The organism is Aeromicrobium choanae (genome assembly GCF_900167475.1).
Taxonomy (GTDB): Bacteria; Actinomycetota; Actinomycetes; order Propionibacteriales; family Nocardioidaceae; genus Aeromicrobium; species Aeromicrobium choanae.
On the sequence record NZ_LT796768.1, the window covers coordinates 1997129 to 2013523 of the forward strand.

Below are 16395 nucleotides of genomic sequence, written 5' to 3' on the forward strand. Positions count from 1 at the left end.
CATGGGCAGGCTGCGGTCGCTCTCGCGGCGGGTGCTGGACCTCGCGACGGGTCCGGCGAAGCCCCTCGACGTGTTCGTCAAGGAGTTCCCTCCGCTCGTCCGGCGACTCCCGAAGGACCTCGACGGCAGCGTCGAGGCCGATCTCCGCGCCGGGCTGTCCGACCTGCTTCAGGGTGTCGACCGCGGCGCGCTCGTGCGCCGCGTCCCCTCCTGGGCGAAGGTCGCGCTGCACCACCTCGAGCACGGCGACGCCGATGCCCTCCACGCCGCACTCAACCGGGGCCTGCTCGACGTGCGCCAGCACGCCGCCGGGGTGCACGAGGGCGAGCCGACGGTCCACCTGCCCGGCTGGGACGACCCCGCCATCCCTCGTGAGGCGTTCGTGCTGGCCGACTCCGAGACCCGTTTCGCCGGCGAGGTGGTCCGGTCCCGCGTGGTGGGCGATCGCTTCGAGGCCGTGTTCCGCGCCGGCTTCGCCCACATCGACGCGCCGGGTGAGGTTCCGGAGCTGACCGTCCTGACACCGGGTGTGCGGGTCGAGTGGACCGGCGAGACCTCCGGGCACCGCGGAGGTCCGGCGATGTGGCGCGAGACCTACGACCGCAGCACGTGGGCCATCGCCGTGCCCCTGTCGCGGCTCGGCCCGGAGCAGGCGCTCGAGCTGGAGGTGGAGGTCCGCCTCGCCGGCCGCACCGCCTCCGGTCGCATCGGCCTGGTCGCGGAGCCCGAGCCGATCGGTCCGGTCGTCGACACGATCTCGCTGGAGCGCGGCACGATCGTGGTCAGCGGTCGTGGCCTCGACGCCGCGCCCACGCTCGAGTCCGCCGGGCTCACCCTCACCACCGTCGAGTTCACCCGGCTGGGCTCGAGCTTCCGGGCCGTCTTCCCCGCCACCGCCGACCGATGGGGTCGTGGCGCCCTGCCCCTGCCCGTGGGCGACTACGCCGTCGTGGCCGGTGAGACGACGCTGCCACTCGCGGCCGACCTCGTGGGCTGGCCCACCGACCTCGTCGACGGTCCCCTCGTCGGCCACACCACCGACGTCGGCCTGCGCCTGATCAAGCCGCGACAGCCCGACGAGAACACCATGTACGGCCAGCGCGACCTGCGCGAGGCGTACGACGCGCTCGAGGTCGACGTGGACCCGCGTGCCGCGATGCTCCAGTGCTACTGGGCCGAGGTGGCCACCGACAGCCAGGCCGCGATCCACCGCGAGCTGCACCGCCGCAACCCGCGGATGCGGCTCTACTGGGGCACCGTCGACCACTCCGTGCCGCTGCCCGAGGGCGCCAAGCGCGTCGTCGCGGGCACCCGTGAGTGGTACTCCGCGCTGGCCGCGTCGAAGTACCTCGTGAAGAACACCGAAGTCGGCGCCTACACGCGCCTGCGGCCCGGGCAGGTGTACCTGCAGACGTTCCACGGCCAGCCGTTCAAGCGGATGGGCCGGCCCGACTTCGTGCGCCGCATGGCGCCCTGGCGGGCGCAGTTCGAGGCGACCGACCGGCGGTCGGCGTACTGGCACGTGATCTGCCTGCCGTATCCCGAGGCGGCCGAGTTCTACCGCGAGGCCTACGACTGGGAAGGTCCGGCGTTCGACCACGGCCTGCCGCGCACGGACTCGCTGCTGGACGAGGACGCCGCGGAGGTGCGTCGAGCGACGCGTCGCCTGCTGGGCATCCGCGACGACCAGGTGGCCGTCCTGCACGCCACCACGTGGCGCGAGGACCTCTCACGCGGCGACAACACGTCGGCCGACCCGAACCTCCTCGACGTGAAGGCGCTCTCCGAGGAGCTCGGCGACGACGTGGTCGTGCTGCAGCGCAGCCACCACTCCGTCGCGCGGTCCGACCAGCGGCACGGCAGTGGGGGAGGGGTCGTCGACGTCACCGACCACCCCGAGATCAACGACCTCGTGCTGGCGTCCGATCTCGCGATCCTGGACTATTCGTCGCTGCGGTTCGACTACGCGATCACCGGCAAGCCGATGGTCTTCTTCGTGCCCGACCTGGAGAAGTACGAGCAGGAGCTGCGCGGATTCCTGTTCCCCTTCGAGGACTCCGCGCCGGGGCCGGTGGTGCGCGACTCGGGCGAGCTGGCGGCGCTCGTGCGCGACACCTCGTGGGTGCCCGAGCACGCCGACGCGTACGCGGCGTTCAACGAGCGGTTCAACCGGTTCCACGACGGGCACGCTGCCGAGCGGGTCGTCGACGGGCTCCTCGGGTGGGACGCGTGAGGCTGTTCCGGCGCGCGGCTCCCGAGCCGCTGCTGAGTGTCATCGTGCCCGTGTACAACGTCGAGGAGTACTTGGCGGAGTGCCTCGACTCGATCCTGGACTGGGCGGCCGCACCGCTCGAGGTGATCGTGGTCGACGACGGGTCTCCCGACGGCAGTGCCAAGATCGCTCGGAAGTACGCGCGGCGCGACCCTCGGGTCAAGGTCGTGACGCGTCCGAACGGCGGACTGAGCGCGGCGCGGATGACGGGCGTCGAACACGCCACCGCGCCGTACCTGACGTTCGTCGACTCTGACGACATGGTGACGAGGGACGGAGGTTTCGACGCAGCATTGACATCGCTCGAAGGCTCCGGTTCCGACTATGCGCTCCTGCCTTACCGGCAGTTCCGCGATGTGGACGCCCCGAGCCCCACGCCGCCCTGGGTAGTCGAGTTCTACGCCGACGGGTCACGAACCGTCGTGGCGCACGAGCAGCCGGAGATCCTGGCGCAAGCGACGGCCTGGTCGAAGGTCTATCGGCGAGCCTTCTGGGACCGGGCGGGGCTCGCGTTTCGGGAGGGTGTCCTCTACGAGGACCAGGAGGTCACGGCCCAGGCCTACGCGGCGGCCGAGCACGTCGACCTGGTGGCGGTACCGACTTACCTGTGGCGCGTGCGCCCGGGTTCGATCACCCGCGAGGCGACGGAACGGTCGATCGGCGCCTTCTTCGACGCAATCACGCTGAGTCTCGAAGCGCTTGACGGCGTGCCCGGCGCTCGCGCCGCACGCGCGTCGCAGGTGCTGTCGAACGACGTGCCACGGTACCTGCGCACGCTCGCGAAGGTGACGGACGAGGGCTATCGCGACCGGCTGTTCCGGGGCGCTCTCGACCTCTTGGCCGAGCCCGCCATCGACCTTGCGCACGCTCCGGCCGAGGCGCGCGTGGTCTACGCGCTGCTCCGGGCCGGACGCACGTCGGACGTGGCGGTGTTCGTGGAGCAGGGCGGCTTCGATCTGCCCTCGTTGCGGTCTGACCAGACCGGCGGCGCGCCGGCGCTGGTCTTCCCGTTCACCGGTGACCCTGACGTGCCCGACGAGGCGCGCGTCCTGTCCCAGCGGCAGACGCCGCTGGACGCCACGATCCTGCGGGCACGACTGGACGAGAGCGGTCTGCGCCTGACCGTCGCCGCGTGGCTGCGGCACCTCGACGGTGGCGCCCCGACGTGCCGCGCTTGGCTGCGCGACGTCACGGGCTGGGAGCGAGAGTTCACCGTGACTCCGTCGGACGAGTTCATCGGTCACCGCACCCGGACGACGCGGCGCAGCAACGAGGACAGCGTCTGGGAGCTTGACCTCCCACTGCCGGACCTCGACGACGTGGACACCTCGCACCTGGTCGTCGAGGTCAGCCATCACGGACGGACGCGGAGCGACATCGTCAGAAGCATCGACCCGACGGGCTCGGCGGCAGCGCGCCAGAGCGTGGGTGGCCTCGCGCTGACGGGCGTCGAGCCGTGGGGACTCGACCGCGGCCGAGACGTTGTGCTGTGGAAGGGCGACCTCGTCGATCCGGCCGACGTGGAGATCCCGACCGAGATCGGGGAGCACGAGGTGCCCGGTCGGCTGGTCGACCAGGCGCTGGCGCTCCAGCTGCCGTGGGACTTCGAGCTGGAGGACCGGCAGGGCTATCTCGCGCTCGCGGGGTCGCGCCGGCTGAAGGTGGTCGTGCAGCCGAAGGTGCCGCGCGAGCAACTCACGTTCTGGTGGCAGCGTGATCACGCGGGCGAGCAGGAATCTCCCGAATGATGCTTGTTGTGTTGGGCCCAATGCAGTAGACTCAGAACATCAGTTCGAGTCGTCGGGGGACGCATGCATCGGGTGTTCAGTCAGATCGAGTCGGGGCCGCTGGCCCTCGACGCGGCGCTGGCGTGCGACCTGAGCGAGCTCACCGCCGACGAGCTGGTCCGGCTGAACCGCTTGGCGCAGGATCTCGTCCGCAAAGCGACCGCGCTGGGGCTGGCCGCGATGGCCGAGGCCTCGCGCGCCGAGGCCCACAAGAACGCCGGCGAGCTGTCGATGACCGCGCTGGTGGCGAAGGAGGCGGGCGTCTCGCGGCGGGAAGCCGCGCAGCAGGTCCGCCTCGCGCAGCAACTCGACGCCGCGCCCGTCCTGCGCGAGTCGCTCGGTCGCGCCGGCATGTCCACCGACAAGGCGCGCATCGTCTCCGACGCCCTGCAGGACCTGCCCGCCGATCTCACCGCCGAGGAGCGTCGCGCCGTCGAGTGCGACCTCACCGCGGCCGCACCCGACCTCCCGCTGGAGCAGCTGCGGCGCAAGGCCCGCCGGGCGGTCGAGGTGGTCGACGTCCACCGCGCCGACACGATCGAGAACCGTCAGGTCGAGCAGGCCGAGCGTCGCCAGGCCACGCAGGTGTCGTTCTGGATGTCCCGCCCCGATGCCGAGACCGGCATGGTCAAGGGTGGCTTCGAGGTCGACGCCGTCACCGGCGACGTCCTGCGCTCCCTCATGGACTCGGCCACGTCGCCCCGCAAGCAGGACGGCGCCCCGGATCGTCCCCACGCTCAGGGCGAGGCGTTCGTCCAGCTCGTGCGCCACCTGCCGAAGGACGGCTTCGGCAACCACGGCGGCATTCCGGCCACGCTCGTGGTCACGGTCGACGAGGCCACGCTGCGTGGCAGCACCGACCGCGCCGGGGTCACCGAGCACGGCACCACCGTCTCGGCCGGGCAGCTGCGCCGGCTCGCCTGCGATGCCGGAATCCTGCCGGCGGTCATGGGCAGCGGGTCGAAGGCGCTCGACCTGGGTCGCGAGGAGCGCTACCACTCGGTGCCGCAGCGACGAGCCCTCGCGCTCCGCGACCTCGGCTGCGCGTTCCCCGGCTGCGACCGGCCGCCCGGCTGGTGCGAGAGCCACCACCTCGTTCCGTGGTCGCGCGGCGGGCCCACCACCGTCGACGACGGAGTGCTGCTCTGCTCGCGCCACCACCACGAGGTCCACGACCGTGGATGGGAGCTCCGGCTCCACCCGATCGACCGCATCGTCGAGTTCCGGCGACGTCCCGCCGAGCCCTGGCGACGCAACCACCACTACCGTCCCCTGACGCTCACCGGGTGACGAGCGCGACCCGCCCGGATCGGTAGGTTGAGCGGATGGACCTCGTGCGCAGGATCGTGCAGCGGCTGCGCGGCCACGGCGACGCGCCGTCGCCGCCCGCCCTGGCCAAGCGCGTGCGCACCGCCTTCCGGCTCGACGACCAGCAGTGGCGGTCCCTCGTGGGCGAGGTGGCCGCAGGAGCCAGGGCCTGGACCCACGCCGAATGGCTCGACCTGCCCGTCCGCGACCGGGTGGCCCTGTACGCCGCGTCAGGGGGCGACCGCGCCACCGTCGAGCGCCTGGCCGAGTCACGCACCGTCCACGGCCCCTCGTTCCTCGTCGATCGCGGCACCCTGCGGATCGACCTCGGGGACCCGGTCGCGGTGCCCGACTGGCTCCTCGCGGCGCAGGAGCACGACCTCGTCGCGCGCCTGAGCATCGAGGTCGCCGGCTCCGAGCCCGTGTACGTGGCCGGAACCTCGTTCGTCTCCGGGCTGGCCTTCGACCCCGAGACCGACACGGTCCGCGTCGAGGCCGCCACGAACCGCGGGGCGATCGAGACCACCGTGACGATGCGTCCCGATCCCGTCGCCGATGCTGAGTCGGGGGAGCGCTGGGCCGACCAGACCGGCGCGTCCTGGTGGGCCACGATCGACGCCGACCGCAGCGAGCCGATCACGCTGACGGTGACGATCGAGTCGGGTGGCGTGGTGCGCACCGTCGAGGCAGTCGTGCCCGCGCTCGCCGCGGCCGCGCCCCTCCACGCCCGGGCCACGCCCGCCGGCGTCGAGCTCGACGCCGATGGCCTCGACGTGCACGTGACCGCCCTGTCCGAGGCCTGGGGCGCCGGGCCGTCACCGCTCGCGCTCGACGCCCGCGTCGACCGGTTCGGCGTCGCCGCCACGATCCCGGCGGGGCGCTTCGCCGTCACCGCCGACCAACCCCTCGACCTCGCCGACCCGTCGGTGCTCACCCTGCCGATGGCCGAGCGGGCGATCGACCTGGTCGACCTGCTCGTCACGCCGCGGGGGTGGTCGCCGGGCGAAGCCGCCGTCTCGCTCGTGGTCCGGAACCCGATCCCCGTGCACGACCGCGGACGCCGCCGCCAGCGACTGCTGCTCGACGAGGTGCGCGAGCAGGCCGGTCCGCTGCGCGAGCGCACCGTCGCGATGTGCTTCGGCGGCACCGGCGCCGGCGACAGCGTCGGCCCCGTGGCGCGTGAGCTCGTCCGCCGGGGGATCCCCGTCGACTGGGTCGTCACCGACCACTCCGTGACCCCTCCCGAGGGCACCCGGCCCGTGCTGCTGCACTCGCGTGAATGGCACGAGGCGTTCACGCATGCGCGGTACCTGGTCAACAACGCCGAGTTCCCGCACTACGTGCGCTTCCGCGAGGGCCAGCGGTACCTGCAGACCTGGCACGGCACCCCGCTGAAGCGCATCGGTCGCGACATCGCCTCACCCCGGCTCTCGGCCGGGTACACCGCCGCGATGGCCCGCGAGGCCGCCGCATGGGAGGCGCTGCTGGCGCAGAACGCGTTCGCCGCCGAGACGCTGCCGCGCGCGCTGGGCTTCGCGGGCCCGGTCCTCCTCGAGGGCTACCCGCGCAACGACGCACTCGCCGGCGACCCCGGCGAGGCACTGAGGCGCGCCACCCGTGAGGCGCTCGGGCTCGGCGACGAGCGCGTGGTCCTCTACGCGCCCACGTGGCGCGATGCCGCCCGCACCGAGCAGGGTCGCCGGGCGTTCGTCTCCCACCTCGACGCGGCCGCCGTCCACGAGCAGACCGGCGCCACCGTCCTGCTGCGCAGCCACAGCAACGCCGCCGCGAACCGCGGCCGGATCAGCAGCCAGGGCGTCCTCGACGTCACGGCGCACTCCGACATCACCGCGCTCCTGGCGGCCGCCGACGTGCTCGTCACCGACTACTCGTCGGTGATGTTCGACTTCGCGGTCACCGAGCGCCCGCAGGTGCTGCTGGTGCCCGACGTCGACCAGTACCGCGACGACCGCGGCTTCTACTTCGACCTGCAGGAGGCGCCGCCGGGACCCATCGTGACCTCCACGGAGGAGGTCGTCGAGGCGCTCGCCGGGGCCGGCGAGACGTCGGAGCAGGCGCGCGCGTTCCGCGAGCGCTTCGCCCCGCTGGACGACGGCGCCGTCACGGCGCGCGTGGTGGACGCGTGGCTCGGCCCTCAGGCGCCGAGCAGCCCCAGCAGGTAGCTGCCGTAGCCGCTCTTCACCAGCGGTCGGGCCAGCTCGGCCAGCTCGTCGTCGGTCAGCCAGCCCTGGCGCCAGGCGATCTCCTCGGGGCACGAGACCTTGAGGCCCTGCCGCTTCTCGATCGTGCGCACGAACGCTCCCGCGTCGGCCAGGTCGTCGAAGGTGCCGGTGTCGAGCCAGGCGGTGCCGCGCGGAAGGACCTCGACCTGGAGGGTGCCCTCCTCGAGGTAGGTGCGGTTCAGGTCGGTGATCTCCAGCTCGCCGCGGTGCGACGGCTTCAGGTCGCGGGCCCGCTCGACCACCGAGTTGTCGTAGAAGTACAGGCCGGGGACCGCGAAGTTGCTCCGCGGGTGCTCCGGCTTCTCCTCCATCGAGATCGCCCGGCCGCTCTCGTCGAACTCGACGACGCCGTAGGCCCGCGGGTTCGCGACCTGGTAGCCGAAGACCGCGGCGCCCTCGGTGTGGTCGAAGCGGTGCAGGCTCGTGCCCAGCCCGGCGCCGTAGAAGATGTTGTCGCCCAGGACGAGCGCGGCGCCCTCGGCGCCCACGTGGTCGGCGCCGATGATGAACGCCTGCGCGAGCCCGTCGGGGGAGGGCTGCTGCGCGTAGGTCAGGTTCACGCCGAAGCGCGAGCCGTCGCCGAGGAGCCGCTCGAACGCCTCGGCGTCGTGCGGCGTCGTGATGATGAGGATGTCGCGGATGCCCGTCGCCATCAGCGTCGACAGCGGGTAGTAGATCATCGGCTTGTCGTAGACGGGGACGAGCTGCTTGCTGACGCCGAGGGTGATCGGGTGCAGTCGCGAGCCGGTTCCCCCGGCCAGGATGATGCCGCGCATGGTTCGTACCCTAGGTGATCGCTGGGAAGGGCGGCATCCGTCGGCCGGTACGCTCGTGCGCATGCGTCGATTGCTGGTCACCGGCGGTGCCGGGTTCATCGGGTCCAACTTCGTCCGTCAGGTCATCGACCGGACGGACGATCACGTGACCGTCCTGGACAAGCTCACCTACGCGGGCAGCCGCGAGTCATTGGCGGGGCTGCCGGACGACCGGGTCGAACTCGTCGTGGGCGACGTCGCCGACACCGAGCTGGTCGACTCGCTGGTGGGGCAGCACGACGCGGTCGTGCACTTCGCCGCCGAGTCGCACAACGACAACTCGCTGGTCGGACCGCGGCCCTTCCTGGACACCAACATCGTCGGCACGTTCGCCCTGCTGGAGGCGGCCCGCAAGCACGACGTGCGGTACCACCACATCTCCACCGACGAGGTCTACGGCGACCTGGAGCTCGACGATCCCGAGCGGTTCACCGAGTCCACCCCGTACAACCCGTCGAGCCCCTACTCCTCGACGAAGGCCGGCTCCGACCTGCTCGTGCGGGCCTGGGTGCGCTCGTTCGGGGTTCGCGCGACGATTTCCAACTGCTCGAACAACTACGGTCCGTGGCAGCACATCGAGAAGTTCATCCCGCGTCAGATCACCGGCCTGATCGACGGCGTCCGGCCGCGCCTCTACGGCGAGGGACTGAACGTGCGCGACTGGATCCACGTCGACGACCACAACTCGGCCGTGCTCACGATCCTCGAGTCGGGCCGGATGGGCGAGACCTACCTCATCGGGGCCGACGGCGAGAAGTCCAACCGCGAGGTCGTCGAGGCGCTGCTGCAGCTCTTCGGTCGCGAGCCCGACGACTTCGAGCACGTGGCCGACCGCGCGGGCCACGACCTGCGCTACGCGATCGACTCCACCAAGCTGCGCACCGAGCTGGGCTGGACGCCGCAGTTCTCCGACTTCGCGTCGGGCCTCGAGGACACGGTGCGCTGGTACCGCGAGAACGAGTCGTGGTGGCGCCCCGCGAAGGCGGCCACGGAGGCCAAGTACGCATCGATGGGTCAGTGAGGAAGCCGATGAGGATCGAGACCACCCCCGTCCCGGGCCTGCTCGTCGTCCACCTGGACGTCCACGGCGACAACCGCGGCTGGTTCAAGGAGAACTGGCAGCGCGAGAAGATGGTCGCCGCGGGGTTGCCCGACTTCGGGCCCGTCCAGCACAACATCTCGTTCAACGGCGTCGCCGGCACCATCCGAGGCATCCACGCCGAGCCGTGGGACAAGTACGTCTCGGTCGCGTCCGGGCGAGCCTTCGGCGCCTGGGTCGACCTGCGCGAGGGCGAGTCCTTCGGGTCCACGTTCTGGATCGAGTTGAACCCGCAGACCGCGGTGTTCGTGCCCCGCGGGGTCGCCAACTCCTTCCAGGTCCTCGAGGACGGCACCGCCTACAGCTACCTGGTCAATGACCACTGGCGCCCCGACGCGGTCTACGCCAACGTCAACCTGCTCGACCCGCAGGTGGCCGTCCCGTGGCCGCTGCCCGTGGCCGAGATGTCCGAGAAGGACCGCAGCCACCCGCTGCTGGCCGAGGTCACGCCGCTCGCGCCGCGCCGCACCGTCGTCATCGGTGCCGGCGGGCAGCTGGGCAAGGCGCTGCAGCAGCTCCTCCCGGACGCCGAGTACCACGACTTCCCCGAGGTCGACCTCGCCAGGCCCGAGACCCTCGACTCGATCGACTGGAACGACGTCGGCACACTCATCAACGCCGCCGCGTACACGAACGTCGACGGCGCCGAGACGCCCGAGGGCCGCACGCGGTGCTGGGCGATCAACGTCACCGGCGTCGCCGCGCTGGCCCGGATCGCGATCGACCACGGTCTGACCTTCGTCAACGTCTCGAGCGACTACGTGTTCGACGGCACGAAGGAAGAGCACGAGGTCGACGAGCCCGTCTCGCCGCTGGGCGTCTACGGACAGACGAAGGCGGCCACCGAGGCCGTCACGTCGGTCGTGCCGAAGAGCTACCTCGTCCGCACCAGCTGGGTCGTCGGGGAGGGCGCGAACTTCGTCGACACGATGCGCCGCCTCGCCCGTGACGGAGTCTCGCCGTCGGTCGTCGACGACCAGTTCGGACGGCTCACGCCGGCGTCGGTGCTGGCCGAGGGGATCCTCGACCTGCTCCGCTCCGAGGCGCCGTACGGGGTCCACCACGTCACCGGCCGCGGTCCCGTGGAGTCGTGGGCCGACATCGCCCGCCGCGTCTTCGCCGAGGAGGGCCGCGACCCCGCCGACGTCACCGGCGTCTCCACCGAGGAGTACCTCGCCGGTCGCCCCGCCGCCCCGCGCCCGCGCCACTCGGCGCTTCGGCTGAGCTGAAGTTTCCCCTGTTAACAGGGGAAACCACCGCTATGCGGGGGAAACTTCCCCCGCATAGCGGTGGGAAGCCCCGCACGGTCCGCGGTTAAGGTGGCCGCGTGGCGCGCACCCTGACCCCGCTCGACCCGGCCGAGTTCACCGCGATCTGTGCCCGGATCGACTCGGGCACGGCCGATCGGGCCGACATGAAGGCCGCCACGAAGCACCTGCTGGCGGTGCTGCAGCGCCGGGCGCCGGGCCACAGCGTCGAGGTGCGCATCCCTCCGTTCGCCGCGATCCAGTGCATCCAGGGGGCCAGCCACACGCGCGGCACGCCGCCGGCCGTGGTCGAGACCGACCCCGAGACCTGGATCGCCCTCGGCCGCGGACGCCTCGCCTGGGCCGACGCGCGGGTCCGCGCGAGCGGCGAGCGCTCCGACCTCACGCCACTGCTGCCTCTGGTCGACGACGACGCTCGCTAGGGTCTTCCCCATGCGCGTGCGACTCCTGCTCCTGTCGGCCCTGGTCCTCCCGATCCTCGCTGCCTGCGGCGGAGGGGACGACGACTCCGCCTCCTCGTCGGGCGAGTGCACGTACGCCGAGGAGGGGTCGGCCGCGAAGGACGCCGACCTGCCGCCCGCCGAGCTGCTCGCGCCCGAGACGCTCACGATGAAGACGAACCGGGGCACCTTCGCGCTCACCCTCGACGCCGAGGCCGCGCCCTGCACCGTGAACTCGTTCGCGTCGCTGGCCGAACAGGGCTACTTCGACGGCACGAAGTGCCACCGCCTGGTCCCCGGGTTCGTGCTGCAGTGCGGCGACCCGTCGGCCAGCGGCACGGGCGGCCCCGGATACACCTTCGAGGACGAGCTCAGCGGCGACGAGACGTACCCCGCCGGCACCCTCGCGATGGCCAACAGCGGCCCCGACACCAACGGCTCGCAGTTCTTCATCGTGCTCGACGACGCCGAGCTCCCGGCGGCCTACACGGTGTTCGGCACCGTCGACGAAGCCGGGCTCGAGGCCGCCCGGGCCATCGCCGCGGAGGGCAACGGCCCGGACGGCGTCGCTCCCAAGAGCGACGTCGTGATCGAGTCGGTCTCCTGACTCAGACCTGGCGCGCCGCCTCGGTCCAGTAGGGCTTGCGCAGGTCGCGCTTGAGGATCTTGCCCGAGGGGTTGCGGGGCAGCAGCTCGACGATGTCGATGCTCCTCGGCACCTTGTAGTGGGCCAGGTGCTCGCGGGCCCACGCGATGATCTCGGCCTCGGTCGCCTCGGCCCCGGGACGCAGCGCCACGACGGCCTTCACGGACTCGCCCCACGTCGGGTCGGGCACGCCGATGATCGCGACCTCGAGCAGGTCGGGGTGCTCGGAGAGAACCCGCTCGACCTCGGGGGAGTACACGTTCTCGCCGCCTGTGATGATCATGTCCTTGATGCGGTCCTCGACGTATACGTAGCCGTCCGCGTCGATCCGGCCGATGTCGCCGGTGCGGACCCAGCCGTCCTCGGCGTACAGCTCGGCGGTCGCCTCGGGACGCCCGTGGTAGCCGGCGGTGGCCTGCTCGGTGCGGAACCACAGCTCGCCGGCCTCGCCGGGGGCCGCGTCCTGCAGCGTGGCGGGATCGACCACGCGGGCCTCGACCCCCGGGATCGGCTTGCCGGCCGAGAGCAGCCGCTCGGGATGCTCCAGGTCGCGGTGCTCGTCGTCGTGCAGCATCGTGACGACGCCGCAGAACTCGGTGAGGCCGTAGACCTGGTAGAACGCCGTGTCGGGCCAGTGCTCCTGCGCACCGCGCAGGATCGTCAGCGGCATCGGCGCGGCGCCGTAGGAGAAGCCGCGCAGCCCGCTGAACAGCTTCATCGCGTCCGGACCGGCCTGCAGCAGCATCGCGACCACCGCGGGCACGAGGAAGGCGTGGGTGACGCCCGACATCATCGCGCCGGCCAGTGCGCCGGGCTCGACGTCGCGGATGATGTGGCCCGGCACCCGGTTCTTGAGGCCGAACATCGCGTAGGACGTGCCGCCGACGTGGAACATCGGCATCGCGATCAGCATCTTGGCGCCCTCGCCGTAGGCGATCCCGGTGTCGGCGCTCTCGGTGTGCGCCACCAGGTTGCGCTGGGTCAGCATCACGCCCTTGGGGCGGCCCGTGGTGCCCGAGCTGTACATCAGGACGACGGTGTCGTCGACGGCCGAGCCGTCCGCCTGCTCGAGGGGCTCGCCGGCGGCCTGCCACGCCTCGAACTCGTCGGCGTCGCCGCCCATGACGATGATCCTCTCCACGGTCGTGAGCCGGTCGCGGATGACGTCGACCTGGTCCAGCAGCTCGTGACCGACGAACAGCACCTTCGCGCCGGCGTCGTTGATCGTGTAGTCCAGCTCGTCGCCGGCCAGGCGCCAGTTCACGATGGCCGTCGCGGCGCCGACGAGGCTCGCACCGAGCACGAGCTGCAAGATGGCGGGGTTGTTCTTGTCCACGACGGCGATGTGGTCGCCGTGGCCGATGCCCTCGCCCGAGAGCGCGCCGGCGGTGCGCCGGATCGAGTCCCAGGCCTGCGCCCAGGTCCACTCGCGGCCCTCGTAGATCCAGCCGGTCTCGTCGGGCGCGGACTGCGCGGCGGCTCGGGCGTGATCGGCGATGAACGTGGCATCGGACATGGGGTCTCCCTCTGAGGCCTCGGTTGTGATGTGCCTCACACGGTAATGCTCCAAGCCGCGCGACGGAAGACTTCCAGTCAACCTTGACTGTTAATGCGGGTCCGCGCCGGACGGTCCTGGTCAGGGAAGCCGGGAACGGCCGGTAGACTGACGGCGTGCCCCGCGGAGATGGTCTCCTGACCCACGAGCTCGATCCCTCTGATGCCGGACCCCAGGACGCCTGTGGCGTGTTCGGGGTCTGGGCCCCCGGCGAGGAAGTCGCCAAGCTCACCTACTTCGGCCTCTACGCCCTGCAGCACCGCGGGCAGGAGTCGGCCGGCATCGCCGTGAGCAACGGCCGGCAGATCCTCGTCTACAAGGACATGGGCCTGGTGTCCCAGGTCTTCGACGAGGCCACCCTCGAGTCGCTCCAGGGCCAGATCGCCATCGGCCACGCCCGCTACTCCACCACCGGCGCCAGCGTGTGGCAGAACGCCCAGCCCACCTTCCGGCCCACGGCCCAGGGATCGGTCGCGCTGGGGCACAACGGCAACCTGACCAACACGCACGAACTCGTGCAGCTGCTGCGTGAGCGGACCAAGGGCGACGCGAAGTCGGTCTCGGCCGAGACCGCCACCACCGACACGTCGGTGATGGCCTCCCTGCTGGCGTCCTACCGCGACCGCTCGGTCGAGGACGCGGCGCTCGAGGTCCTGCCCCAGCTGCGTGGCGCGTTCTCCCTGGTGTTCATGGACGAGACCACCCTCTACGGCGCGCGCGACCCGCAAGGCATCCGCCCGCTCGTGCTCGGCCGCCTCGAGCGTGGCTGGGTCATCGCGAGCGAGACCGCCGCCCTCGACATCGTCGGCGCCTCCTACATCCGCGAGATCGAGCCCGGCGAGTTCGTCGCGATCGACGAGAACGGCCTGCGCAGCAGCCGGTTCGCCGACGCCGCGCCGAAGGGCTGCATCTTCGAGTACGTCTACCTCGCGCGTCCCGACACCACGATCAACGACCAGCGCGTCTTCAGTGTGCGCGAGCGGATCGGCCGCCGCCTGGCCAACACCGCGCCCGTCGAGGCCGACCTCGTCATCCCGGTGCCGGAGTCCGGCACGCCCGCCGCGATCGGCTATGCCGAGGAGAGCGGCATCCCCTTCGGCCACGGCCTGGTCAAGAACTCCTACGTGGGCCGCACGTTCATCCAGCCCTCGCAGACGATTCGTCAGCTCGGCATCCGGCTCAAGCTGAACCCGCTGCGCGACGTCATCGCCGGGAAGCGCCTCGTGGTCGTCGACGACTCGATCGTGCGCGGCAACACCCAGCGCGCCCTCGTGCGGATGCTGCGCGAGTTCGGCGCCGCCGAGGTGCACGTGCGGATCTCCAGCCCGCCGGTGAAGTGGCCGTGCTTCTACGGCATCGACTTCGCCTCGCGTGCCGAACTGGTCGCCAACGGCCTCACCGTCGACGAGATCTGTCGCTCCATCGGCGCCGACAGCCTGTCGTACGTGTCGCTCGACGACCTCATCGCCGCCACGAATGTCCCGGCCGACAACCTGTGCCGGGCCTGCTTCGACGGGGTCTACCCGATCGATCTGCCCGACGACGACCTCATCGGCAAGCACCTGCTGGAGCTGCCGGCCAACGGGACCGAGCCCTTGAAGGTGATCCAGTGACCTCGTACGCCTCCGCCGGAGTCTCCATCGAGGAGGGCGACCGCGCGGTCGAGCTCATGAAGCAGTGGGTCGCGAAGGCCACCCGCCCCGAGGTCGTGGGCGGCATCGGCGGCTTCGCCGGCCTGTTCGACGCCTCGGCTCTCAAGGGCTACACGCGTCCGCTGCTGGCCACGAGCGCCGACGGCGTCGGCACGAAGGTCGCCATCGCGCAGGCGATGGACCGGCACGACACGATCGGGTTCGACCTGGTCGGCATGCTCGTGGACGACCTCGTCGTCTGCGGTGCCGAGCCGCTGTTCCTCACCGACTACATCGCCACCGGCAAGGTCGTGCCCGAGCGCATCGCCGACATCGTCAAGGGCATCGCCGCGGCGTGTGCCGAGACCGGCACCGCGCTGCTGGGCGGCGAGACCGCCGAGCACCCCGGACTGCTGGCCCCCGACGAGTACGACGTCGCCGGATCCACCACGGGCGTCGTCGAGGCCGACCGCCTGCTCGGCGCCGAGCTCGTTCGCGAGGGTGACGTCGTGGTGGCGATGGCCTCCTCGGGGCTGCACTCCAACGGCTACTCGCTCGTGCGCCACGTCTTCTTCGACATCGCCGGCTGGAAGCTCGACCGCGAGGTGCCGGAGTTCGGCCGCACGCTGGGCGAGGAGCTGCTCACCCCCACGCGCCTCTACACGAAGCCGTGCCTCGCGCTGGCCGACGCGGTCGAGGTGCACGCCATGTCGCACATCACCGGCGGCGGGCTCGCGGCGAACCTCGAGCGTGTCCTGCCCGACTCGGTCTCCGTCCGGCTCGACCGGTCCTCGTGGACCCCGGCCCCGGTCTTCGGCCTCGTGGGCGAGCTCGGGAAGGTGGCACAGGCCGACCTCGACCTGGCGCTGAACATGGGCGTCGGGATGGTCGCGATCGTCCCGGCCGACGCGGCCGACGCGGCGGTCGCCCTGCTGGGCGAGCACGGCGTCGACGCGTGGATCGCGGGAGAGGTCGCGGCGGCCGGAACTCACGGCGCGGGCGGTTCGGTCACTCTCGGCTGAGAATATTCGTTGCAACGACGGTCCGGCGGCTCGCCTGACCGGGGGTCGTTCATGCGTTCCGAGGTCCTTTGGGTACTCTTGGGAACACGACATACTGAACCACTGAGTGCGAGGGGGTCGAGCCCATGGGCCGCGGCCGTGCCAAAGCGAAGCAGACGAAGGTCGCTCGCGATCTCAAGTACCGGACATTGGACACGGACTTCAATGATCTGGAGCGAGAGCTTCATGGAGAGTCGGGCGACCCGATTCCCGACCAGTACGTTGATCTCGCCAAGAAACTGGGAGACCCTGCCGCCAGCTGAGCGGTAG

Annotated in this window: 13 protein-coding genes; 11 read left to right on the top strand and 2 right to left on the bottom strand. The window is 71.3% G+C overall.

Going from position 1 to position 16395, the window contains the following annotated elements; all coding sequences use genetic code 11:
* The first annotated feature begins 1 nt into the window (after nt 1).
* The 4 genes from B5D60_RS09575 (at nt 2) to B5D60_RS09590 (ending at nt 7550) form a co-directional block, all read left to right on the top strand.
* Nucleotides 2-2233: a CDP-glycerol glycerophosphotransferase family protein gene (locus tag B5D60_RS09575; protein ID WP_078699946.1), complete on the top strand. Its 2232-nt coding sequence runs from the start codon at nt 2-4 to the stop codon at nt 2231-2233.
* Nucleotides 2230-4020, top strand: a complete 1791-nt coding sequence (locus tag B5D60_RS09580) for a glycosyltransferase family 2 protein (protein ID WP_197684294.1) — start codon at nt 2230-2232, stop codon at nt 4018-4020. The genes B5D60_RS09575 and B5D60_RS09580 overlap by 4 nt, the downstream gene beginning before the upstream one ends.
* A gap of 72 nt (nt 4021-4092) precedes the next feature.
* On the top strand, nt 4093-5349 hold the full coding sequence (locus tag B5D60_RS09585) for an HNH endonuclease signature motif containing protein (RefSeq protein ID WP_231948700.1): 1257 nt from the start codon (nt 4093-4095) through the stop codon (nt 5347-5349).
* A gap of 35 nt (nt 5350-5384) precedes the next feature.
* Nucleotides 5385-7550 carry a CDP-glycerol glycerophosphotransferase family protein gene (locus B5D60_RS09590; RefSeq protein ID WP_078699949.1) on the top strand — a complete coding sequence of 722 codons (2166 nt, stop codon included), beginning with the start codon at nt 5385-5387 and terminating at the stop codon, nt 7548-7550.
* On the opposite strand, the gene rfbA is transcribed toward B5D60_RS09590, so the two are convergent.
* The gene (rfbA, locus tag B5D60_RS09595) at nt 7523-8386 is read right to left on the bottom strand and encodes a glucose-1-phosphate thymidylyltransferase RfbA (protein ID WP_078699950.1); all 864 of its coding nucleotides are present in this window, start codon (nt 8384-8386) and stop codon (nt 7523-7525) included. The genes B5D60_RS09590 and rfbA overlap by 28 nt on opposite strands.
* A 61-nt stretch (nt 8387-8447) precedes the next feature.
* On the opposite strand from rfbA, the gene rfbB reads away from it, so the two are divergent.
* From rfbB to B5D60_RS09615, 4 genes are all read left to right on the top strand, one after another.
* Entirely contained in the window at nt 8448-9446 is a 999-nt protein-coding gene (rfbB, locus tag B5D60_RS09600; RefSeq protein WP_078699951.1) for a dTDP-glucose 4,6-dehydratase, read from the top strand.
* An 8-nt stretch (nt 9447-9454) separates the two neighbouring features.
* On the top strand, nt 9455-10753 hold the full coding sequence (locus B5D60_RS09605; RefSeq protein WP_078699952.1) for a sugar nucleotide-binding protein: 1299 nt from the start codon (nt 9455-9457) through the stop codon (nt 10751-10753).
* A 98-nt stretch (nt 10754-10851) separates the two neighbouring features.
* Nucleotides 10852-11214: a sterol carrier family protein gene (locus B5D60_RS09610; protein ID WP_078699953.1), complete on the top strand. Its 363-nt coding sequence runs from the start codon at nt 10852-10854 to the stop codon at nt 11212-11214.
* Nucleotides 11215-11224: 10 nt separating this feature from the next.
* Entirely contained in the window at nt 11225-11839 is a 615-nt protein-coding gene (locus B5D60_RS09615; protein WP_078699954.1) for a peptidylprolyl isomerase, read from the top strand.
* 1 nt (nt 11840) lies between these two features.
* Here B5D60_RS09615 and B5D60_RS09620 read toward each other — a convergent pair whose 3' ends face one another.
* Nucleotides 11841-13394, bottom strand: a complete 1554-nt coding sequence (locus tag B5D60_RS09620; protein WP_078699955.1) for a long-chain-fatty-acid--CoA ligase — start codon at nt 13392-13394, stop codon at nt 11841-11843.
* A gap of 155 nt (nt 13395-13549) precedes the next feature.
* Here B5D60_RS09620 and purF point away from each other — a divergent pair, with 155 nt between their 5' ends.
* The 3 genes from purF to B5D60_RS09635 all read left to right on the top strand — a co-directional run bounded on the left by purF (nt 13550) and on the right by B5D60_RS09635 (nt 16388).
* Nucleotides 13550-15046 carry an amidophosphoribosyltransferase gene (gene purF / locus B5D60_RS09625; protein ID WP_078699956.1) on the top strand — a complete coding sequence of 499 codons (1497 nt, stop codon included), beginning with the start codon at nt 13550-13552 and terminating at the stop codon, nt 15044-15046.
* Nucleotides 15043-16086 (top strand): phosphoribosylformylglycinamidine cyclo-ligase, encoded by a 1044-nt coding sequence (purM, locus tag B5D60_RS09630; protein ID WP_078699957.1) that lies wholly within the window; start codon nt 15043-15045, stop codon nt 16084-16086. The genes purF and purM overlap by 4 nt, the downstream gene beginning before the upstream one ends.
* 125 nt (nt 16087-16211) lie before the next feature.
* On the top strand, nt 16212-16388 hold the full coding sequence (locus B5D60_RS09635; RefSeq protein ID WP_078699958.1) for a DUF3073 domain-containing protein: 177 nt from the start codon (nt 16212-16214) through the stop codon (nt 16386-16388).
* Nucleotides 16389-16395: the final 7 nt, after the last annotated feature.